This window comes from Pseudotabrizicola algicola (genome assembly GCF_010915705.1).
Taxonomy (GTDB): domain Bacteria; phylum Pseudomonadota; class Alphaproteobacteria; order Rhodobacterales; family Rhodobacteraceae; genus Pseudotabrizicola; species Pseudotabrizicola algicola.
The window spans coordinates 637,032-659,659 of sequence record NZ_JAAIKE010000001.1 but is presented as its reverse complement, the minus strand read 5'-3'; the positions used below and the strand labels follow the sequence as shown (position 1 = coordinate 659,659).

Here is a 22,628-nt window from a genome sequence, read left to right as displayed (position 1 = left end):
TTTATGTCCTGCCCGTCACCGGGAGCGGGCCCAATCAGTCTGTCTTGGTCGCAGATCATGAAGCCGCGATCAATGATGCCTTGGAGGCGGCAACGGCAGAGGCGATCAGCACCGTCCGGGATGGTGCGCCGGCCAATCTTGATACGCTGGCGGCCTTGGCCAGCGCGATTGACAACGATCCGGATTTTTCAGCCACGGTGGCTGCCGCGCTGGCAGACAGCATCGCTACGGAGGCTGCGGCGCGTCAGGCGGCAGTGGCTGCCGAGGCCGCGGCGCGGTCTGGGGCTGATGCCGCGCTGACCGCTGACATTGCGGCAGAAGTGACGGCGCGTCAGACGGCGGTGGCCGCCGAGGCCGCTTTGCGTGCGGCGGCAGATGACACGCTCACCGCCAGCATCGCCGCAGAGGCAGCGTTGCGAGCGGCCCACGAGGCGCGCACCGACAACCCGCACAGTCTGACCAAGGCGCAGATCGATCTCGCGCCGATCGGCCTCGGGCGCGATGACGTGGGCGCGCTCGAGGGCGGCGTCGTGGATGCCAATGACCGTGGCGTCGGCTTCAACGAGGAAGGGCAGGTGCATTCCGGCGGCGTTGTCATCTACCGCGAGGACCTTTCGGCGGATCGTGACGAGGTCGCCGAAATCGTGCCGTTCCTCGCCAGCGGCGATGGCAAGACCATGATCGGCATCCGCGAGGATGGCATCGACATTGCCATGTCGCAGGAAATGCTTGACCGCATCGGCGGCGGCGCGGGCGCGGGCGGCTACACTGACCCGGCCATCTTTCTGGGTTCGGGGCGGCGTGTTTTCAACGTGCGCGCGGGCAACGATTACACCTATGCCACCACGCAACTGCCCGATGGCTATGTGTCCGACATCGTGCAGGTGGTCGACCGCGAAACCGCGATACCGGTCAGCGCGCTGCCGCTGCGCCATGTGGCCGTGACAGGCCAGTCGAATGCGGGGGCGGGGCCGGGGCCGGCTGGTCAGCCGCCTGTTGCGGGCACGCTGGTGAAAGACTTCGTGCTGCGCGCAAATGCCGACGACTACGCCAGCGGGTCAACACTGCGCCTTCCGGGCGGGGCAAATGATTTTGTCAGCGCCTCGGAGCCTCGGCTTGCAAATCAGGCGCAGGCACCGATGGCGATGATCGGTTACGCCATGCACATGCTGGACCGGCGGGCAGGGCGGGAAATCCCCGGCGCGATCATCTCGACCGCATGGCAGGGCGGGCAGACCATCGACAAGTTTTTCCCCGGCGTGTTCCCGAGCGCGCCGGGCAGCGAAAGCCCGCTCTATGAAAACCTCTATGCCCAGATCGCCAATGCGGCACTGGTCGCAGCCGCGCCCTACAGCCGGTCGGTCGAGCATAACATCTTCTACATCCAAGGCGAGGGTGACACCAATTTCACCAGCTATCTGGCGCAGATGACCGACTACATCGAGGACGTGCTGCCGACCTTCGCCGCCGTGGCCTCTGGCGGTGCGACCCCGCATTTCTTCCTGTATCAGACCCAGACCGGCACCGCCGCCAGCATTGCCGCGATGGGGTCCGGCAACGCGCAGTTGCAGGTCGCCCGTGACTTCCTCGGCGCGGGCGTGACCCTGATCGGGCCGATGTATCAGGGGCCGGTTCACGACAACATCCACCACAACAACCCCGCGCGCATGATGATGGGCGAGATCGCCGCGCTGGCCTATGAATGGGTGCGGATCAAGGGGCAGGTTTTCAACCCGCTCTGGCAGGTGGCCGGGGGCGTCACGCGCTCGGGTGCGGTCATCACGATCCCGCTGCAACTGCCGCCTGGCACTTCGGCCCTGAGTTTCGACACCGACTGGGTGGCCGACATCGTGGACAAGGGCTTCTGGTATTCCGACGACAGCGGCAGCCCGCCCGCAATGAGCACGGTGACGATCTCCGGCACGAATATCGTGGTCACGCTCGCCGCAAACCCCGGATCTGCGACAGGCAAAACCATCGGCTACGGCACCAAGAAAACGACCGAAACCGCAGGCTGGGCATCCTCGCGCGGCTTGGTCTACGCCGACACCGGCATTCCCTCGCCCTATCACGGCCTCGGCTATGCCGTGCCGCCCACCATCCGGCACTACCTGTGCCGCTTCACGGAGACGTTCGCATGATCCGGTTCATGCCAACCTTCGGGTCTTCAAATTGTCCGGTGTCCGGCAAGCTGTTTGAAGATCCGCAGCCCGGTGGGATGAATTCAGTCGTTCTCGTCTCCGACGATGCGCCGCATCAGCGCCTCGCGTTTCTCGGTGAGGTCCTCGTACATTGCATAGAGCGTGTCGTCGTCATGCCGGAAGAACTCTTTCTGACGCGGTTCCCCGGTCCCTACCGCTCCGAAGTGTCGAAACTTGATCGCCTGCAATGCGGCGATCCTGCCAATGGTGATGTTGCAATACGCGGCAGTGAGGGGATCGTTGCCGATGTCCCAGAAGATCGAAGGGATGGACGGGGTGCAGTCGCGTGTGGGGATCAAGGGTCCATTGTCGGCGACGAATGCCGTGATCGCGAGCCGTATTCCCGAATAGGCTCGGTCTGTGACGTCGACGAGCGCGCCGCCGGGGCTGATCCATACCGCATGGTGCATGGCTTCGATAAACTTCCCCGGCAACTGGGTGAACTGCCAGCCGTATTGGATGTCTCCGCCCAGCTCGTCGATGAACCGCCAGACGTTTTGGTAGCAGTATCCCGCTGGCTGGGCTGCCTGCTCGAGCGACAGGCGCGGAACCCCGAGCAGGCGTTTCCCGTCGAAGTGAGCCTTCAGGAACGCGATGCTGGCTGCGCTCCTCTCGTCAAGATCTGTCTGCGGCAGCATCGCGAATCCCTTTTCAACGGACATCAAATGGAGACGTTCGCATGATCACCACCAACCTGCCCTTTGCAAACACGTCGCTGCCTGTGGCGTCGTCGTTCCGCGAGCAAATCCTGTCCATTCCGTCGCTGCTGTTCTGGTTCCAGGTCAACACGGGGCTGATCACGGGCGGGTCCACGCCGTCGCAGCTGGCCGATAAAAAGGGCAGCGCCGCGATCCTGACGCAAGGCACGGCGAACCAGCGCGGCACCGTCCAGAACAACGCCTTCGGCCAGTATCCCGGCCTGCTGTTCGACGGGTCGAATGATGAATATCTGGTGTCTGGCATCACCTCGCCGGACACGAACAACGACTTTTCGTGGTGCGCCATTCTAGCCGCCGAGAATGTCGGGGCCTCGACCCAATTCGCCTCGAACTTCGCGGCGACAAATGTCGGGTCATTCATGGGTCTGACCTCGACCGGCCAGATGCGGATGCGGCACGGCTCGGGGCAACTGGAAACCGACTACACCAGCCTGTCGCGTGCTGTTGTGGTCATCGGCAAGTCGGCTGGTGTCTTGCGGATGCGGTTGAACGGCGGGCCGACACTGAGCGTCGGCACCAACAACGCCGGATCGACCAGCACGCTGCGCATCGGGCGGCTGAGTTCGGGCGGCGCGCAGCCCTTCAAGGGCCTGATGTCGGACTTCATGCACTTCAATGCCGACCTGTTCGGCGACATGAGCAAGGTGCGCATGCTCGAGAAGTTCGCGGCCCGCGCTTACGGTATTTCGCTGGCGTGATCCGGCTGTGCCGCGCATTCCCAAACCCAGACGGCCTGCCGATTTCAGGCCAGACGCGCAGGAGGCGCATTTGACCGATCCATCCCCCTTCAAGACCCTCGACTTCTGGATCGCCGTCATCGTGGCGCTGATCATCAAGATCAAGACCACCGCAACGCTTGGGCCGAAGGGGGTGGCGTTTACCGTTCTCACCTCGGTCGGGGCCGCCTGGGTGTTCACCGGCTATGCCGCCGATGTGTTCGGCGCGCCCGAACCCGTCGCTGCCGCGATCGTGACGCTGACGGCCGAGGGCGTCATGCGGTGGCTGCTGATGGCGGTCAATGATCCGAGAGCCGCCATCGATCTGTGGAAATACTGGCGCAAGCCCTAGGTGCCAGACCAGCATGGACTACAAGTTCGCTATTGCGACGAAGCACTCGAAATCTGGCGCACAAGCTCTCCTGTCTCGTCAATTCCGAATTTCACTGAGGTATCGGCGTAGCCGGATGATGACGTAACCCGGACTGTGATTGTGTAATTGAAACCGGGCTCAATGATTTTGAGGGCGTCTCTTGGAACGTATTCCTCATTAAGCCTCACGAAAGGGGCCTCAGAGTGCCTTGCCGTAAGCACACCTATAACTCTCGCAGATCCTCTGGGGATCGTCACTTCAGCCAAGCGAACGCCCTCTGCGGTTTTTGCTCGAGACCAGCGCACGAGAAAGGCCTCGGCTTTGTAGGACTTCCCGTCAGAGCGTTCGATCGAAGTCACATAGGCCCGACACTCTTTAGCATGAGGGCCGCAGAGTCCAAATCTGCCGGACGCGATAGCACGTATCGAAACGTTGCGCCCTCCGCCCGCTATTTCATAGAAGAACGCCTCATCGCTGTAGCCTGGGATCAACTTGATGACCGGCGCGCGCAGCCATTGCGCGATGGGATAGGCCAAGGCCCCGACCATACCGCCGATCAATGCAGCTAAAAGCTCTGCCAATTACTGAGTCCTCTCGATTGGGTCGCTTCAGCATCTGCCTTGGGTGGCAAGGGTCAAGGGCTTTTCTTTTGTCGAAAGCTCTAGCGACCTCGAGAGGCAGAACATCATTCGCAAATCTGCGGCTGTGACCTCTCGCACATCGACCGACACCTCCCCGCCATCGCGCGGGGTTTTTCATTTTCATGGGAGATTTCGCGATGATGAACCGCATCGTGTGGCACCACACGGGTGGCGGCCATGTGCCGAACGATACCGACAGGGCCGCATATCACCGGCTGATCGACGGGGACGGGCGGGTGCATGCCGGGGTGCATGCGATCGAGGCGAACGCCCCCGGCGCGCGGCTGGTGGCGGGGCGCTATGCGGCACACACCGGCGGCCTCAATTCGGGGTCGATCGGTCTGGCGGTCTGTGCGATGGCGGGCGGGGTCTGGGCAAACCCACGGGCGTCTGCCGCTTTCCCGACCCCGCAGCAGATCGACGCCCTGATCTCGGAAACGGTGGGGCTGTGCCGCGCCTATGGCATCCAGCCGGTGCGCGCGCATGTCCTGAGCCATGCCGAAGTGCCGCTCACGCTGGGCGTGGTGCAGAAGGGCAAGTGGGACTTCGACTATCAGATCCGCAATGCAGCTGGCCGTGACCCGCTGGCGATCGGGGATGAGCTTCGGGCCGAGGTCATGACGCGCCTCGGCACGGCGTCCCTGTGGCCCGTGAATGAACCCAAGGCCCGCCGACCGGTGCTGCGGCAGGGCGCTTCGGGCGTTCATGTGAGGGTGCTGCAGCGCGCGCTGCGCGTGGCCGATGACGGGCTGTTTGGCCCGAAAACCCGTGCCGCCGTGCTGTCATTCCAACGTGCGCGCCAACTGCTGCCTGACGGGGTGGTTGGCCCGATAACCTGGGCCGCGCTTGGCCTGTAACCAGAGAGGAACCACATGGACATTCTGCAACAACTGCTGGCCAGCGCGCAGGTGCAAGATCTGCTGATGACGATCATCGGCCTGGTGCTGACCTTCATCATCGGGCGCGCCGCTGCCGCCTTCACGCTCGCAACTGGCATCCGCATCGAGCAGGCGCATCAGGAAAGCCTGCATCGCGCGATCAAGACCGCCGTAGAGAGCGCGATCTTCCACGGCCCGAACGTCGCTCTTGGCACGCTCAAGGCGCATGTGGTGCAGCATCTGCGCGAGTCTGTGCCCGACGCACTCAAGGCCCTGACCCCCGGCGACGGTGTTCTCGATCGGCTGGTCGAGCGCTACGCCCGCGAGGCGTTGAACAAGATCGGGGAGCCGAAGTGATCCGCCTCGCGGCAGCCCGCGAGGTTTCAATCCTGCCGGATGACCGGCCTATTTTCGGAGAACGATGATGCCGCAAGACACGATGCGCTTGGTGACAAACGCCTGGACAGAGATCACCGACGGGAATGTCGCTGCGATCAGCTTCCAGAACCAAAGCGGGTATTCCGTCTATATCCGAGGCACCCTCGGGACGACGCCGCCGACCGGGACGGCGGGAATCGAGTATGGGCCGGGGCAGGGTGAGCGCAACGCCGCCCTGGCCGATCTGTTCCCCGGTGTTGCTGGCGCAAATCGCGTCTGGGCGCGGGCGGCTGGTGCGGGGTCGGCCTTGGTCTGGGTGAGCAATGCGTGACCTTGTCTCCCCACTTGCGGGGTTCCGGTCGCCGTTCGGCGCGCCGCGCGGCTTCAACCCCGCGCGCCTTGTCCCCTCGGTGGCGGGGCGGCTCGCGGTGTTCGACCCGTCGCGGCTGTCGTCGCTGTTCCAGATGTCGGATGGCAGCACCCCTGTGGCCGCGTTCGGTCAGCCCGTGGGGCGGCTGTCCGACACATCGGCTAACGGGCTTCACGCGGTGCAGGCAAGCGCGGATCTGCGCCCGCTTTATGCGCGTCTCCCGCAAGGCGGGCGGCGCAATATGCTACCCAGCAATGCCAATACGGGCGCGGCTTTGGGGCCTCTCAACGCTGGCGGGGCGCTGAGCACGGGGTGGTCGGTTGTCGGCATCGCCCAAAGCGCGGTGTCTGTTGTGGGCTTTGGAACGGATCGAGGTGCGCCTTACACCGACTTGGCTTTCAACGGCACGCCTTCCGGCACGATGGAAGTGATTTTCGCGCAGCCCTTTCTGGTCCCTGCGCTTCCTGGTCAGGACTGGACCGCCTCTGCCCATATCCAAAGGATTGCAGGCGACAATACCGGGTTGTCCCAAGTCTGGATCAGAACATTTGCGGCAAACGCAGCGGGGTCTAACGTGGTTGGCGGTGTTGCCGAAGGCGCGAACACCATCACGACATGGCAAGACGAGCAGCACGCCGCAACGACCAGAACCAACTTCCCTGACGGTTCTGCATGGGCGCGGTCGATTCTCCGCTTTGGCGTCAGTGGCGGGGCTGTAAACTTCACCGTGCGCGTGCGCGGCGTCCAGTTGGAACTTGGGGCGGCTCCTACCGCCCTGCAAATCGTCGCATCACCAGCGGACATCACCGAACCGGGGCGCTGGTCGCGCTTCGCATTGCTGAATGACCTGTCAAACGACGCTCTGGCAGTCACGCTGCCTGCCGCGACATATACAGTTGCAACCGGCAGTGACGCAGGCGTCACGATCACGACAGGGATGGTGCATGGCGGCGGGGCTTACACGCTGCCGGGGCCGCAGCGGCTCTATGGGGCGGTGATCATCGACAGGGCGCTGACGACACGGGAAACGGCGCAGGTGACGGGCTGGCTTAACGCGCGCCGCCCATGAGGTCGCGCGGTCGGTTAGCGGCGCTACTGTGCATTGAGGCGTTGCTCTCCCGCACCGTGATGGCTGGCATGTCGCGCCGATGCGAGTTCAACTGCCCTTTTTCCTTTTGGCCGCCAGCGCTCGCCGTCGTTTTCGGTTTAGGCCGTTTGACTTGGCGGGGATGAAGTCTGATGGCTTAGCTTTTGGTGAGCTAAGGTAAGTATCCCAACTTAAAGTGCGCTTCTTCGTTGGTTGTTGAGCTTCGTAAGCACTTTCAACTGCCTCAACAACGATTTCCTCCAAAGTTCTGTTTGAGTGTTGTTGGGCTCGGTAGCTCACGATGAAGTCAGCCAGGGTGACCATCAGGGCAATGAAAGCTATGCCGAGTGTCGCCCATTCTCTAAACTCTCGGCCGAGGCTCGGAATTACTTGGTCTGCCCGAGAGATCGCCTCCGCCTTTGTTATCTTCTGCAGGCGCAGATCTTCGACAATTAAACCAAGGTTTTCATAAGTTTGCTTCGTGAAGTCAGACCCTGAAAACAGCCGTATTCCATCTTGGATGACTTGCAGCGCATTGTCTGGAACCGGAGCGAGAGATCCGCAGCGTGGACAGTCAGACTTGCACCCTCGCGTTGTTATGCTCGAGCCAACACCCGCGGTGAAGCCGCTCCCGAAAACGATGCGGCAGTTGTAACAAATGCCTGGAAGTCTGAATCTTTCCATGCTCCCTGCACTCCAGCTCTATGATCTCCACTTGACCTCTCGGGCGCCATCTAGCTTCCGCAGGGTGGTCCTCCGGTTGCTTTTGTGCTGCGCCGATACCCACCTTGGGCGGGACAAGTCTAACGTTGTCAGTATCTCTAAAGACGTTCAACGACCACGGGGTGCGGTCGCGAGCATTTTTTCTTCTAGAATCGCGCCGTGTTCGCTATCCGTTCCGGCATGCACAGCCACCACAGCCTCCACCTGACCTGCGTCTGCGGTCACTATGCCTATTTGCGGGCCGATCAGATCCCGCCGCGCTGGCTCGATGCCACCGGCCTGAACATTCATCAGTGGGTTTATGACCGTATGGTCTGTCAGCGCTGCGGGCGACGTGGTCGACCGATGTCGACCGTCATTTCTCCGACAGTGAATGCCGGGAAGGGCATGAGTAAAACCTAAACATTTACAAGTTCTTAGGTCGCGCTGGCCGCTTCCAATCAAGTGTAAGCTGTTGATCTTGCTAGGGCTGCTTTGCATCCACTTTTGCCGAAAAGTTCTTTGTAAACAGCGTTTTCGCAAGTCCGACCTCGGGCACCATCCTCTCAAGTCTTCAGATGCGCGGTGCGATTCGCGAACCCTCTTCGGGGGATGCTGCTCGATTCGGGTCAAAATCGACTTAAAGTTGTAATTGATGCCGCGTCGGCAACTTAATGGCCCCATTTCTGCCGGAATGATGCCAAAAATATGGTCTTGGTAAATTGATCGGGCGACCGCACGGGACTGTTTCTTGCCCAAGCCAGACTGTTGCTTGCTGAGCCGGTAATTCAATAAGATTTTCAGGAAAACATTAGGATCTGTTGCTCTGCAGACCGATAAGCGTTGCGAGGCCGGAAACAAGCAGTGGTCAGGAGTACACGCAATACGTGTGTAATTGCAATCAATGCGTGTAAATCGCTAATTTCCCGGATCGCAATACATCCGAAAGTCATGCTGACACCGCCTTTTTTTACTTTCCGTAAGCCTTAATGGCGGGTAATTATCAAAACGTCTTGCTGGGTAAGACAAAAGGCCGTGGGGGCGGTCGTCTTGTGTCAGTGTGCTGCCAAGCACCCTAAAACAGAGATGTGGCATGTGGCGTGATGGGTTCATCACGTCGTTTGCGTGTCAGGTTAACTGTCAGGCGTAAGCTTCTGACAGAACTGTTTTTTGTTGCCTCAAGCGACAGGCCCGGTGGCGCTTTGCCTTGGGGTCCGTTCCTCTGGTCAAAACGCCGATATGTCGGCCTGACTTCCGGTCGACATGGCTTTTCTGGACGGGCGTGTTTCCGCCCAGTTGCTGTGAGGATTTTGGACGATGCCGGTTATCGCGCTTTACAACCTGAATGATCCGTCAACGATCGCCTTGGACAGCGCGGTCGACAACGGCGCCCAGAACGGGGTTTATTTTAACGGTGCAACATCCGATGGCGATCGGGCTGTGCTTGATGGCGTCGACGATCTTGTAAAGATCGACAATTCGGAGGCTTTCCAGCTTGCCCGCGGCACGCTGGAAATCCAATTCAGCCTGGACGCCGACACAACGCTGACGGACACGCGCACCGTGCTTTCGCGTGACAGTGAAGGCGAAACCGAAGGCGGCTTCCGCATCAAAAGCATGCCCGACGGCATGATCCGCATCATTCATGAATCGGCTGGCGGTTCCACGATCTATGAGACCGCCCCCGGCTTCCAGAACCCGGGCGACGAAATCCACATCTCTTACTCCTGGGATGCGTCGGGCGCCGGTGGCTTTGTCGAGATCACCAACCTGACCACGGGTGAAGTGTTCTCCGATGTCGTGCCGGGCACGCTCACGATGGACATGGGCGCGATCAACCAGAACTGGATCATCGGTGCGGGCCAGAGCGCTTCGCCTCCGGCCAGCCTGCGCCACATTGACCAGCACTATCCCGGCTCGGTCGAGTTCTTCTCGATTTCGGACACGGTCGACAATACCCCGACAGACCCCAAGAGCGACGGCATCGTCGAAGGCACCGCAGGCGGCGATCTGATTGATCTTGCCTATACGGGCGATCCGGACGGCGATTTCATCGACAACAATGATGCAATCCTCCCCGGTCAAGCGCCTCAGGACGACATTGTTTTCGCCTATGGTGGCAACGACACCGTGCTGGCCGCAGAAGGCAATGACAGCGTGTTCGGCGGCGCGGGCGACGATTCCATCTACGGTGGCCCGGGCGACGACACGCTGAACGGCGATACCGGCAATGATGTTTTGTTTGGCGGCGAGGGCGATGACGTCATTGGCGGCGGCCCGGATCAGGACACCTTGTTTGGAGGCAATGGCAATGACTCTCTTATTGGCGGCATTGGCAATGACGTGCTTGACGGTGGCACGGGCGACGACACGCTTGACGGCGGCGAGGGTGACGATCTCCTGATCGGCGGCGGTGGCAATAACCTTGTCACGGGCGGGCAGGGCAATGATTTCATCGACACCCGCGCGACCCAGTCTTCACCTGACCGGGAGTTTCCGGGTCTTTACGTCGCCGATGCCGACCCGTCTGACAACCGCGACACCGTGTTTGGCGGTGCTGGCAATGACACCATCTTTACCGGTGATGACCGCGATGAAATCGTGGCGGGCGGCGGTAATGACTTTGTCGACGCGGGCGATGACGACGACAGCGTGCAAGGCAATGACGGCGACGACACGCTGATCGGCGGGGAAGGCAACGACACCATGACCGGCGATCTGGGCAATGACCTGATCTACGGTGGCACTCCGGATGACGCGAGCGATCCGACCCATCAGCTCGACGCGTTTGACTTCGATCCGGATAACAACCGCGATCTGCTCGCAGGCGGTCTCGGCGATGACACGATCTATGGCGGCGATGACAGCGATACGATCTACGGCGGGCAGGGTGATGACCAGCTGTTCGGCGGGATCGACAACGATCTGATCTATGGCGACGCCGGCAATGACACCATCGTCGGCGGCGCAGACGCAGACACGCTTTATGGTGGGGCCGATCGTGACACCTTCCGCGATATGGGGCCGGGCAGCTTCGTCGACGGCGGCGAAGAGGGCGACGATTTCGACACGCTTGACCTGCGTGGCCTCGGGCCGCTGACGGTCACCTATGACGCGGACAATGCCGAAAACGGTACCGTCGAGTTCTTCAACGCCAGCGGCAGCCTCGGCACCATGCGTTTCATCAACATTGAAAACGTGATCCTGCCGGAAGAAGGCTTCCCGACGGCCAATCCCGATGCGGTGACCACCCCCCAGTTCAGCGACATCACCATCGATGTGCTGGCCAATGACACCGACCCGACCGGCCAGCCGCTTCAGGTGATCTCGGCCATCGCAGAGCGCGGCGATGTGCAGATCAACCCCGATGGCACCATCACCTATTCGTCGCCGCGCGACTATAGCGGCCCGTCTGATACGATCACCTATACGATCACCGATCCTGACGGAAACCTTTCGACCTCGACGGTGGCAGTCACCATCACCAACGTGAATGATCAGCCGACGGCAGAGAATGATTTCGCCTCGACCGCTTTGAACACCGCGGTGGTTATCGACGTTCTGGCCAATGACACCGATCCGGATGGCGATGTGCTGAGCTTCCTTGGCACGCCTACCTCGGCAGACGGCACGGTTGCGGTCAACCCGGATGGCACGATTACCTTCACGCCGAACCCCGGTTTCAACGGGGCTGCGGTCATCAGCTATACCGTCACCGACGGCAATGGCGGCACCGATGATGCTCTGGTCGTGGTGCAGGTCGGCGTTGGCGGCGGCCGCGACGGGGTGGTGCGCGGCACCACAGGCGATGACCTGATCGACGGCACCTATGTGGACCCGCTCGACGGCGATGTGGTCGACGGCAATGATGCGATCATTCCCGGCGATGGCCCCAATGATGACCGCATCGTGGCGGGCGATGGCAATGACACCATTCTCGCGGGGATCGGCAACGACACGGTCTTTGGCGGCACCGGCAATGACCAGATTCACACCGGCAGCGGCGATGACGAGGTACACGGCGATGATGGCAATGACACCATCATCGGTGGCGGCGGCCAGAATTTGATCTACGGCGGCGAGGGTGACGACTTAATCGACACCCGCACCGGCGTGCCGCTGCCCGATGTGGATTATCCGGGGCTCTATGCGGCAGATGCCGACCCGGACAACAACCGCGACACCATTTTTGGTGGCAATGGCAACGACACCATCTTCTCGGGTGACGACGCCGACCGCGTCTTTGGCCGTGACGGCAACGACTATATCGACGGCGGCGTTGACAACGACTCGCTCTTCGGCGGGGCGGGCAATGACACCGTGATCGGTGGGGAAGGGCGCGACAGCATTGACGGTGGCCGCGGCGATGACCTGATCTTCGGCGGGCTGGATCTTTCCTTCCCCGATGTCATCAACATCCCGAACGACGCCGGCGATCTGCGGCCACAAAACAATGCCGATTACATCACCGGCGGGTTCGGCAACGACACCATCTACGGGATGGATGACGACGACACGATCCTGGGCGATGAAGGCAATGATCTGGTCTACGGCGGCGTTGACAACGATCTTGTCTTTGGCGGCAGCGGCGAGGATACGCTTTACGGCGATCACGGCGATGACACGCTTTACGGCGGCGGCGACAATGACACGCTTTACGGCGGCATCGGCAACGATCTGCTCGAAGGCGGTCTGGGGGCTGATCTGCTCGACGGCGGCGATGGCAATGATATCCTGCAAGGCAGCGACGGGGATGACACCCTGCTGGGCGGCGCCGGAAATGACACGCTGGAAGGCGGGTTCGAAAATGACCTGATCGACGGCGGCACTGGTGACGATCTTCTGGTCGGCGACGCCGGGGCGGATACGCTGATCGGCGGCGACGGGTCCGATACGATCTTTGGCGGGTTGAGCGATGACCTGATCCATCTCGGCGATCCGCTGACCGGCGCGCCAGATGCCTTTGCCGACCAGGCCTTCGGCGGCGCGGATCGTGACACCTTCACCGGAGTCGGGGCAGGTGACTCGGTGTTCGGCGGATCGGAGGGCGACGACTTCGACACGCTCGATCTGCGCGGCACGGGTCCGCGCAACGTGGTGCGCACCAATGTCGACAGCGACGGCAACGGGTTTGACGGGTTTGTGGAATATCTCGACGCGGATGGCAACGTCATCGGCCGGTCGGAATTCACCAACATCGAAAGCATCGTCTGCTTTACCCCGGGCACGCTGATCGCGACGCCCAAGGGCGAGGTCCCTGTCGAACAACTGCGCGTCGGCGACAAGGTCATCACCCGTGACAACGGCATCCAGGAAATCCGCTGGATGGGCGCCAAGGAAATGGGCTGGCACGATTTTGCCTCCAACCCGCACTTGCGCCCGGTGATGGTGAAGGCGGGCAGCCTTGGCAACGGGCTGCCGGAACGCGACATGATGCTGTCGCCCAACCACCGTCTGTTGGTGGCCAATGACCGCACCGCGCTCTACTTCGACGAGCATGAGGTTCTGGTGGCTGCCAAGCACCTGATCGGTGGCAAGGGTATCCATCAGGTTGAATCGGTCGGCACCACCTATTTCCACTTCATGTTCGACCAGCACGAAGTGGTGCTATCCAACGGGGCATGGACCGAGAGTTTCCAGCCGGGCGACTATACGCTCAAAGGACTGGGAAATGCGCAGCGTAACGAGTTGATGGAATTGTTCCCTGAACTGAAGGCGCCTGCGGGGGTCGCGGCCTATCAAGCCGCCCGCAAGACGCTCAAGAAGCACGAGGCAAGCCTCTTGGTACGTTAAAGAGTTATGCAGCGCGGATCGGGTCCGCGACAGCATCCCGGTTCGACGGCAAAGGGGGCTCTTTCCAGAGCCCCCTTTGTCCGTTTTGCGATCTGGGGTCTTGCCCGACGCCGCAGACTGTTTCTGTGACAGAAACAAGCCTGCTTAACGACACGGTTCCGCCACCATCCGCCAAAGTGCCGCCGCCTTCTGAAAGTATCGATGATTTAAGACAAATCCGGTGGACTTTTACGAATGGCCAACATTAACGGCAACAACCAGAACAACACACTCAACGGCACCAACGATGCCGGCGACCTGATCAACGCCTTTGGAGGCAATGACGTGGTCAACGCCGCCGGCGGCAATGACACGGTCTTTGGCGGTGACGGCAACGATACGCTGAACGGGCAGGACGGCGATGACCTGCTCAATGGCGAGGCGGGTGCGGACCGGCTGTTCGGCGGCACCGGGGCCGACACATTGTTTGGCGGCGCGGATAGTGACTCGCTTGATGGCGGCGATGGGAATGACCAGCTTTTTGGCGGCGCGGGCATTGACACCCTGCTCGGCGGGCTTGGCAATGACACGCTCGATGGCGGGGCGGGCAACGACATTCTCAACGGTGGCGGCGGGATCGACACGGTCACCTATGAGTCGGAAACGGCGGCGGTAAACGTCAACCTCAACACCGGTAGCGCCAGCGGCACCTCGGCTGGCACCGACAGCCTGTCGTCGATCGAGAACGTGATCGGCACCGGGTTCAACGACACCATCACGGGCAGCAACGATGCCAACCTGATCAACTCGGGCGCGGGCAATGATCTGGTGAACGCCGGTGCAGGCAATGACACCGTGTTCGGCGGGGCAGGCAACGACACCATCATCGGCGGAAACGAGAGCGGGGCTGTCTATGGCACCAACACCGCATCGCTCACCTATAATCTGATCTATTTTGGCGTCTTTCCGGATGTCGACCCGACCGAAAGCAACGGCAGTTCGGAAAATGCCGACAGCCTGCGCCTGACCTTCGGCAGCGCGGGCGCCCCCCTGTCGAACAATATCGTGCGGGCCACGGCAGTTGACCTGAACGGCGACGGCATTCTGGCCGACAATGACAACAGCAACTCGGGAAACACCGAGCATTTCCTGATCGACGGCGTTCAGGCCTTTCTGGATTCCACGCAGGTCTATGATGCCACGGTCACCTTTGCCGATGGCAGCACCGGCGAATTCACCGCTGTCGTCATCCAGTTGACCGACGGGCGGGTCTTCCTTGCCCCCGAGTTTGAAATCAATGCCGACTCGGCCTTGCTGACCAGGGGGCCGATCGTTTCGGTCACCCTTTTGCGGACGAACACGGCCGATACCAACCTCTACGCCAACCGCCTCGATACCCCCTATTTCGGCACGCAAGACGCCGACCTGCTCTACGGGGGGGATGGCAACGATTCCATCTCGGGCGGAAGCGGCAATGACACGCTGCTTGGCGACGAAGGGGATGACACGCTCGACGGAGGTATCGGCAACGATCAGCTCTTTGGCGGGGCAGGAAATGACTCGCTGGTGGGTGGCGATGGCGACGACTCGCTTTCGGGCGGCATCGGAAATGATGTGCTCTCGGGCGGCAGGGGCAATGACACGCTGCTTGGCGACGATGGAGATGACTCGCTCGACGGCGGCATCGGCAATGACCAACTGTTCGGCGGTATCGGCGCTGATACGCTCGTGGGTGGCGATGGCGCTGATTTGCTGTCGGGCGGTGATGGCGATGACATCAGCTACGGCGGTAATGGCAATGACACCATTTTCTTCGGTGCCGGCAATGACACGGTCTATGGTGGCGCGGGCGATGATCAGATCGATGACGTCTCCGGTGGGCAGCTCTCGGGAACCAACCTGCTCTATGGTGGCGATGGCAACGACACCATCTGGTCGGGCAGCGGCAATGACACGCTCTTTGGCGGTGCGGGCGATGATGTGCTGTGGGGGGAGGGCGACAACGATCTGATCTACGGCGACGAGGGCAACGACACGCTCTATGGCGGCGACGGGAATGACAGCCTCTACGGCGGCACCGGCTCCGACGTCCTTTACGGAGGCAGCGGCCGCGATGTCTTCTTCGGAGGCCCGGGCGATACCCTGTTCGGCGGTGACGATGGCGACAACTTCGATACGCTGGATCTGCGGGCCTGGGGCAAGGACGCGACCAACATCATCTTTGATGCCCCCGACAAGTCGCGCGGGCGGGTCGAGTTTCTGGACGCAAACGGGCTAGTCATCGGATCGCTGACTTTTTCGGGGATGGAAAACATCATCCCCTGCTTCACCCCCGGCACGCTCATCACCACACCGACGGGGCTGCGGCGGGTGGAAAGCCTGCAACCGGGCGATCAGGTGCTGACGCGGGACAGCGGTTTTCAAGAGATTTGCTGGGTTGGTAGGCGCGATCTGGGCTTGGGCGATCTTGTGGTGAACCCTGCGCTGCGCCCTGTGCGGATCGCCAAGGGATCGCTCGGCCACGGCTTGCCACGGCGCGACATGCTGGTTTCTCCGCAGCACCGTATGTTGATCGAGGCGGCACGGGCCGAGCTATTGTTTGGCGAGCGTGAGGTTCTGGTCGCTGCCCTGCATCTGGCGGGGCGTGCGGGGATCGATCAGGTGATGCCGCGCGGGGTCAGCTACATCCATATCATGTGCAACCAGCATGAGATCGTGCAGGCCGAAGGGTGCTGGACCGAGAGTTTCCAGCCGGGCTCCGGCACGCTTGGCCGGATGGACCGTGCCCAGCGGGATGAGGTGCTGGCCCTGTTCCCTGAACTGTGCAGCGGCAGTGCCGAAGCCTATCCGGCGGCGCGGGCCAGTCTGCGGGCCCATGAGGCGCGGGTGCTACTCGCGGCCTGACCGCCACGCGTCCCAGGCTTCGGGCGTGTCGAGGTCGGTCGTCGCGTGCTGGTCCGGCAGGGCGATCAGGCCGAGGCGGGCGGGGTGACGGTCGAGAACGGCCCGCGCGCCCTCATCGCCGGACAGGGCCATCAACTCGGGTCGCACCCAGGCCGGGAAGATCACCGGATGGCCGGGGGTTCCTGTCTGGCTTGTGGCCCGCAGGATCAGGCCGGGCGCGGCGCGGTGGGCCTCGGCCATAAGGGTCAGGTCTTGCGCGGTGATCTCGGGCAGGTCGGCCAGCAGGAGGAGGACGGCGGCCTCGGGCGGCAGGTGGGCCAGTCCGGCGCGCAGGGAATGGGCCATCCCCTTGGCCGCGTCAGGCACCTGCCGCAGCGTGACCGGCAGGCCGTGGAGGGCGGCGATCCGCCGGGGATGGGCGGGGGAAAGGGCCACCGTGACCGGCAGGCCGCTGGCGAGGGCCTGCCCCGCCAGATGACGCAGGAGGGGTTGGCCCGCGACCGGCTCGGTCAGCTTGTCGGCCCCGCGCATCCGCGTGGACCCGCCGGCGGCGAGGATCAGGATATGGAGCGGCTCTGGCGGCGGGCTGGGCATCGGATCGGGCAGTTCCCCTGTGTTACAGTCTTCGAAACCATTGCAGATCAATGCATTGCGATCTTGAATTAACCTTTTGTCAAGGGTTTCCCGCCGCAAGTCCAGAGGATGGTGCCGGTGCCGACGCGAGGCGGCAAGCGGATTAAGGGTCAAATATATTGACCTTTCATCGGCGCTGCTGCAGCCTGACCGCAGAGGCGGAGGCTGTGATGGCGGAGCGTTTTCTCGAAGCTTTGGAAGAGCAGGCGCGGGCCTGCGAGGCGTTGGGGTCGCCCTTTACCGCGCGGCTCTTGCGGGGGCTGGGGCGGGTCTGGCCGCAAGACACGGCTTTGGCGCGCAAGGTCGCGGTATGGCAGGGTGATCTGGGGCCAAGGGGTGCCTCGGTGCCGCTGCGGATCTCCGGCGGGCTGCACGCGCTGGTGCGGGCGGGGCAGGCGGGGGAACTGGCGGCCTGCTATCCGCCCGCGCGCTGTGAGGACGCGGCGCTTGTGCAGGCGCTTGGCGGCGTGCTGCGGCAGGCTGACAGCTTTCTCTGCGCGTGGTGCGAGACCGCGCCGCAGACCAACGAGGTGGGGCGCTCGGCGGTCTTGCTGGCCGGAGCGGCAGAGGTGGTGGCGCGCTATGGCATGCCGCTGGTGCTGTCGGAACTGGGCGCAAGCGCGGGGCTGAACCTGTGGTTTGACCGCTATGCGCTGGAGACGCCGGACGCTGTGCTGGGCGCGGCGGACAGCGCCCTGCGCCTGCGGCCGGAGTGGCGGGGGGCGCAGCCCCCGCGGGTGCCGCTGCAGGTTGCGGCGCGGCGCGGGGTGGACCTGTTCCCGCTGGACCCGCGCCGCGATGGTGCGCGGCTCCTGGCCTTTGTCTGGGCCGATCAGACCGAGCGACTGGCGCGCCTGCAGACCGCGCTGGGGCTTGCGGCGGGAGATGCGGTGGAAGGGGGCGCTGTCGACAGGGGGGATGCGGCAGATTGGCTGGAAGCAAGGCTGCGCTTGCGCCATCCGGGGCAGGTGCATCTGGTCTATCATACCATCGCGCACCAGTATTTTCCGAAGGAGGTGCAGGCGCGGATTGCCGCTGCGATGGCGCAGGCGGGCAGCGCCGCGACCGAGGAGGCGCCGCTGTGCTGGCTGGGGATGGAGGCGGATGCGGGCGGCGAGGGCGCGGCGGTGACGCTGCGGCTTTGGCCGGGGGATGTGCAGGTGACGCTGGGCCGCGCCGGATTTCACGGGCAATGGGTGGCGTGGCGCGGCGCGGGGGATGCCTAGGCGTGTGCGATCACGCTGGCGGGCTGTGGTAGGGTGCGTGATTCACGCACCCTACACCTGTGGTTCGGGGCGCGCCCCCGAGGCCTTTGGCGGGCAGGAGTATCAGGCGCGCATGCGGCCGCCATCGTCCCAGAGCGGGGCGAGGGTGACGCGGGCGGGGCGGCGTTCGCCGAGGATTTCGATCTCGACCTCCAGCCCCTCGGTGATGCTGTCTGCGGGCAGAAAGCCCATCGCGACCGATTGGCCGGTGGTGTGGCTGTAGCCGCCCGAGGTGCAGAAGCCCTGCACCGTGCCGTTCAGCCAGATCGGCTCCCATGCCACCACATCGGCGCCGTTCGCATCGACGATGAATTGTGCAAGGCGGCGTTTCGGCCCCGTGGCCTTTTCCGCAGTGGCGGCGGCCTTGCCGATCCAGTCGGCGGGTTTGTTCCACGCGATGAAGCGGTCGAGGCCCGTCTCTGCCGGTGTGTAATCGGGGCTGAATTCGCGGCCCCATGACCCGAACCATTTGTCGAGCCGCAGGGACATCATGGCGCGCATGCCGAAGGGGCGCAGGCCAAGGTCCTTGCCGTGCTGGCTCAGCACATCCCAGAGGTGGCGCACCGACATATGGTCGGTGTAGATCTCGAACCCGAGGTCGGCGGTGTAGCTGACGCGCTGCACGAGGCAGTTGGCCATACCGATGGCCAGGTGCTTTGCATCCATGAACCTGAACGCCTCGGCGCTGACATCGGCGCGGGTGACGCGGGCGAGAAGGTCACGCGCGCGTGGCCCCGCGATCTGGAAGCCGGAGCGGGCGTCGGAGATGTTTTCGACGGTGACGCCTTGGGCCGCGTTCTGTTCGAACCAGCGCATGTGCCAGCCTTGCGCGCCATAGCTGGCGGTAAGCTGGAATTCGGTTTCCGACAGGCAGGTGACGGTGAAATCGCCGATGATCTTGCCGGAATGGGCCAGCATCGGGGTCAGGCTGACGCGGCCCGGTTTCGGGATGCGGCCTGCCATGATGCGGTCGAGCCAGTCGCGCGCGCCAGCCCCCTTGACGAGGTATTTGCCGAAGTTCTGCACCTCGTTGATGCCGACGCCTTCGCGGACGGCCATGACTTCCTGACGCGTGGCTTCCCATGCGTTGGAGCGTTTGAAGGAGGGTTCCTCGTAGCGCGGCTCGCCGGGCAGGGCGTGGTAGTTCACCACCTCCAGCCCGTATTGCTGGCCCCAGACCGCGTTCATCTTGTCGAACACCTCGTACATCGGGGTGGTGCGGAAGGGGCGGGCGGCGGGGCGTTCCTCGTTCGGATAGGAGACCGAGAAGCGCATCTGGTAGTTCTCGATCACCTTCGGCACGGTATAGCCGGGGCTGGTCCAGGTGCCGAAGCGGCTGACGTCGAAGCCGCGCGGGTCGCGTTCGACCTCGCCTTCGATCATCCATTGCGCCAGCGCAAGGCCCATGCCGCCGCCTTGCGAGAAGCCCGCCATGACGGCGCAGGCAGACCAGTAGTTGCGCAGGCCCTGAACGGGGCCGATCAGCGGGTTGCCATCGGGGGCGAAGGTGAAGGGGCCGTGGATCACCCGTTTGACGCCCGAGCGTTCGAGGACGGGGAAGCGGCGATAGGCGAAGTTGACCGAGTCTTCGATCTTGTCGAATTGCTCGTTCAGGAGTTCGTGGCCGAAGGTCCAGGGGGTGCCATCGACGGCCCAAGGCTCGCAGGGTTTTTCGTAGAACCCGATGCAGAGGCCGCGGCCTTCCTGCCGGAGGTAGGATTCGCCGCCCGGGTCCATCACATGCGGGAATTCGCGGCCCTGCTTGAGGATATCCATGATCTCGGGGATGTCGTCGGTGACAAGGTATTGGTGCGCCATCGGCAGAAGCGGCAGGTAGACGCCCGCCATCGCCCCGATCTCGCGCGCCCAGAGGCCGCCTGCGTTGACGAGGTGTTCGCAGTGAATGGTGCCCTTTTCGGTGACGACTTCCCAGCCGTCCTTCGTCGGGTTCGTCTCCAGCACGCGGTTGTGCAGGATGATCTCGGCCCCGCCCATGCGTGCGGCGCGTGCATAGGCGTGGGTGGTGCCGGAGGGGTCGAGGTGGCCGTCGAGCGGATCATAGAGCGCGCCGAGGATGCCCTCGAGGTTCACCATGCCGTCGGTGAGCTTGTGGATTTCCTCGGGCCCGAGGATTTCGGTATCCAGCCCCATGTAGCGGTGCTTGGCCCGCTCGGCCTTCAACTGTTCGAAGCGGGCGGGGTTGTCGGCAAGGGTGATGCCGCCGACATGGTGCAACCCGCAGGACATGCCGGTGATCGCCTCCAGCTCTTTATACAGGCGGATGGTGTAGCCCTGCAGCGCCGCCATGTTGGTGTCGCCGTTGAGCGTGTGAAAGCCCCCCGCAGCGTGCCATGTGCTGCCGGAGGTGAGTTCCGAGCGTTCGATCAGCGTCACATCGGACCAGCCCAGTTTGGTCAGGTGATACAGAACCGAACAGCCGACGACACCGCCGCCGATCACCACCACGCGGGTATGGGTTTTCATTGCAGGACTCCCTTGCCTTGTGCGGGCAGAGTGGCGGCGCGGCGCGCGGGCGGCATGTCCGCATGCGACAGGAAATGTCGCAGATGTGGTGCGCGTTGCCGGGTGGCTAGCGGTCGGCGGACAAAAGCGCCTCGAGCGGACGCCAACCGCCTGCGGGTTGGCGCCTCGTCCTGTCAAAGGCAAACCAGCACCCGCCGCCGCCGGGGCCTTGATCGTGGCGGCGGTCAATCGGCAGCCCCGCGAGGGCGCAATAGAGCAGGGTGCCGACCGCGCCATGCCCGACAAACAGCACATCGCCCTGATCGGCAGCGCAAGGGCAGTCGTTCACCTCGGCCAGAATGCGCGCTTGCGCGGCGCGGGCGGTTTCCCATCCGCGAATGCTGGTGTCCGGCTGCGCAAAGAACGCGTCAGCCACCTGTTCAAACTCTGGCGGCGGCAGGTAGCCGGTGGCGCTGCGGTCGTTTTCATGCATGCCGTGGCGGAGTTCGGGCGTAACCCCCAAGGCGCGCGCCAGAGGCAGCGCTGTTTCCAGCGCCTTGGTCTCGGTGCTGCTGATCACGCGGGTGGTGGCCCGCAACTGGCCGGGCTGCGCGCAGAGCGCCGCCACGCGCGCCGCGCCAAGCGTGTTCAGCGACCAATGCCGCACGTCCAACGATGGGTCTATCTGCACTTGCGGATGGGTCAGATAACGGACGGTCCCTGTCATCCCATGCCCCGTAGCCGGATCGCCGCCGCGGGCATTGGCCGGCCCGGGTGGCGGCTAGAGACGGGCATCGCCATGCACCTGACCATTGGCGTCGGTCCAGCCACAGGTGAAGTCGGCTTCGGCGCGGATGCGGTCGCTGGGGTCGGCGGGCACCAGTCTGCGATGGCAGAGCAGGCCGCCGATCTTCAGCGTGCCGGTGGCGCTGTGGCCGAGCCGCGCCGAGAACACCTTGTCGATCAGGGCCGGAGTTATCTCTTCCGCGCGCGCGCAGGCGGGGTCGGCGATGATCTGGGCCAGACGGGCGCGCTGTGCCGTGTCGGCCGCGATGATCCGCGCGACATCGGCGCGAAAGGCGGCTTCGGTGGCGATATAGGCGTCGAGGTTGGGCAGCGCCTTCGCAGGCGGCTTCTTCAGCTTGAGGCTGCCGCCGTCATGCAGGATGCGCAGGATGCGCGCCCCGATGGGCGAGGTCAGCGTCACTTGGGCATCGTGAAAGGCAAGCTCGCGCTCTTCGTCGGTCAGCCGGAGTGTGGCGGGCCGACCGTCGCGCACGGCGCGGCGCAGACTGGCCAGCGCGGGCGTGCGGTGGACGTTCGGAATCATGTCGACCACGGACAGGGCGGGTCGCATGAGGTTTCGGATCTCCCACAGCATGGCTGTTGCCCTTTCCGCAGCGCATGTGCCGCCGCCAGACCGGGGTATAGCCCGGTCGGGGCCGGATGGAAACAGCGGGCGGACGGCGCGAACGGCAAGGGGGCAGGCTTGCGCAAGGCCGGCCAGCGCCGCGCGTCCGCCAGAA

The 22,628-nt window shown here is 63.4% G+C and carries 18 protein-coding genes; 10 read left to right on the top strand and 8 right to left on the bottom strand.

Annotated features, from left to right (window positions below; all coding sequences use genetic code 11):
* Positions 1-44: 44 nt before the first annotated feature.
* Positions 45-2,141, top strand: a complete 2,097-nt coding sequence (locus tag G3572_RS03090) for a hypothetical protein (RefSeq protein WP_164609189.1) — start codon at positions 45-47, stop codon at positions 2,139-2,141.
* A gap of 83 nt (positions 2,142-2,224) precedes the next feature.
* On the opposite strand, the gene G3572_RS03085 is transcribed toward G3572_RS03090, so the two are convergent.
* Positions 2,225-2,839 (bottom strand): hypothetical protein, encoded by a 615-nt coding sequence (locus G3572_RS03085; RefSeq protein ID WP_164609188.1) that lies wholly within the window; start codon positions 2,837-2,839, stop codon positions 2,225-2,227.
* A 41-nt stretch (positions 2,840-2,880) separates the two neighbouring features.
* Between G3572_RS03085 and G3572_RS03080 the strand changes: the two genes are divergently transcribed.
* Both G3572_RS03080 and G3572_RS03075 read left to right on the top strand, forming a co-directional pair.
* A complete protein-coding gene (locus G3572_RS03080; protein ID WP_164609187.1) occupies positions 2,881-3,618 on the top strand; it encodes a LamG domain-containing protein in 738 nt (245 codons plus the stop codon).
* 70 nt (positions 3,619-3,688) lie between these two features.
* Positions 3,689-3,988 (top strand): hypothetical protein, encoded by a 300-nt coding sequence (locus G3572_RS03075; RefSeq protein WP_164609186.1) that lies wholly within the window; start codon positions 3,689-3,691, stop codon positions 3,986-3,988.
* A gap of 29 nt (positions 3,989-4,017) precedes the next feature.
* On the opposite strand, the gene G3572_RS03070 is transcribed toward G3572_RS03075, so the two are convergent.
* On the bottom strand, positions 4,018-4,590 hold the full coding sequence (locus G3572_RS03070) for a hypothetical protein (protein ID WP_164609185.1): 573 nt from the start codon (positions 4,588-4,590) through the stop codon (positions 4,018-4,020).
* A 197-nt stretch (positions 4,591-4,787) separates the two neighbouring features.
* On the opposite strand from G3572_RS03070, the gene G3572_RS03065 reads away from it, so the two are divergent.
* The 4 genes from G3572_RS03065 (at position 4,788) to G3572_RS03050 (ending at position 7,345) form a co-directional block, all read left to right on the top strand.
* On the top strand, positions 4,788-5,507 hold the full coding sequence (locus tag G3572_RS03065) for a peptidoglycan recognition protein family protein (RefSeq protein ID WP_164609184.1): 720 nt from the start codon (positions 4,788-4,790) through the stop codon (positions 5,505-5,507).
* 15 nt (positions 5,508-5,522) lie between these two features.
* A complete protein-coding gene (locus G3572_RS03060) occupies positions 5,523-5,885 on the top strand; it encodes a hypothetical protein (protein WP_240335380.1) in 363 nt (120 codons plus the stop codon).
* 64 nt (positions 5,886-5,949) lie between these two features.
* Complete coding sequence (locus tag G3572_RS03055) at positions 5,950-6,237, top strand: hypothetical protein (protein ID WP_164609183.1); 288 nt, start codon at positions 5,950-5,952, stop codon at positions 6,235-6,237.
* Entirely contained in the window at positions 6,230-7,345 is a 1,116-nt protein-coding gene (locus tag G3572_RS03050; RefSeq protein WP_164609182.1) for a hypothetical protein, read from the top strand. Before G3572_RS03055 ends, G3572_RS03050 begins: the two co-directional genes overlap by 8 nt.
* Positions 7,346-7,432: 87 nt before the next feature.
* Here the strand turns inward: G3572_RS03050 and G3572_RS03045 are convergent, their stop codons facing one another.
* Positions 7,433-8,047 carry a hypothetical protein gene (locus G3572_RS03045; protein WP_164609181.1) on the bottom strand — a complete coding sequence of 205 codons (615 nt, stop codon included), beginning with the start codon at positions 8,045-8,047 and terminating at the stop codon, positions 7,433-7,435.
* Between the two features lie 147 nt (positions 8,048-8,194).
* Positions 8,195-8,824 carry a hypothetical protein gene (locus G3572_RS03040; protein ID WP_164609180.1) on the bottom strand — a complete coding sequence of 210 codons (630 nt, stop codon included), beginning with the start codon at positions 8,822-8,824 and terminating at the stop codon, positions 8,195-8,197.
* 558 nt (positions 8,825-9,382) lie between these two features.
* Between G3572_RS03040 and G3572_RS03035 the strand changes: the two genes are divergently transcribed.
* Positions 9,383-13,858 (top strand): Hint domain-containing protein, encoded by a 4,476-nt coding sequence (locus G3572_RS03035; protein ID WP_164609179.1) that lies wholly within the window; start codon positions 9,383-9,385, stop codon positions 13,856-13,858.
* A 234-nt stretch (positions 13,859-14,092) separates the two neighbouring features.
* Entirely contained in the window at positions 14,093-16,741 is a 2,649-nt protein-coding gene (locus G3572_RS03030; protein WP_164609178.1) for a Hint domain-containing protein, read from the top strand.
* On the opposite strand, the gene G3572_RS03025 is transcribed toward G3572_RS03030, so the two are convergent.
* Positions 16,727-17,335 carry a nucleotidyltransferase family protein gene (locus tag G3572_RS03025; RefSeq protein WP_164609177.1) on the bottom strand — a complete coding sequence of 203 codons (609 nt, stop codon included), beginning with the start codon at positions 17,333-17,335 and terminating at the stop codon, positions 16,727-16,729. The two genes, G3572_RS03030 and G3572_RS03025, sit on opposite strands and share 15 nt — an antisense overlap.
* A gap of 209 nt (positions 17,336-17,544) precedes the next feature.
* Between G3572_RS03025 and G3572_RS03020 the strand changes: the two genes are divergently transcribed.
* Positions 17,545-18,600, top strand: coding sequence for a DUF2332 domain-containing protein (locus tag G3572_RS03020; protein WP_164609176.1), 1,056 nt, complete (start codon positions 17,545-17,547; stop codon positions 18,598-18,600).
* Positions 18,601-18,702: 102 nt separating this feature from the next.
* Here the strand turns inward: G3572_RS03020 and G3572_RS03015 are convergent, their stop codons facing one another.
* From G3572_RS03015 to G3572_RS03005, 3 genes are all read right to left on the bottom strand, one after another.
* Positions 18,703-21,123, bottom strand: a complete 2,421-nt coding sequence (locus G3572_RS03015; RefSeq protein ID WP_164609175.1) for a GcvT family protein — start codon at positions 21,121-21,123, stop codon at positions 18,703-18,705.
* Between the two features lie 106 nt (positions 21,124-21,229).
* Complete coding sequence (locus G3572_RS03010) at positions 21,230-21,829, bottom strand: histidine phosphatase family protein (RefSeq protein ID WP_164609174.1); 600 nt, start codon at positions 21,827-21,829, stop codon at positions 21,230-21,232.
* A 54-nt stretch (positions 21,830-21,883) separates the two neighbouring features.
* The gene (locus G3572_RS03005; RefSeq protein WP_164609173.1) at positions 21,884-22,483 is read right to left on the bottom strand and encodes a hypothetical protein; all 600 of its coding nucleotides are present in this window, start codon (positions 22,481-22,483) and stop codon (positions 21,884-21,886) included.
* Positions 22,484-22,628 lie beyond the last annotated feature (145 nt).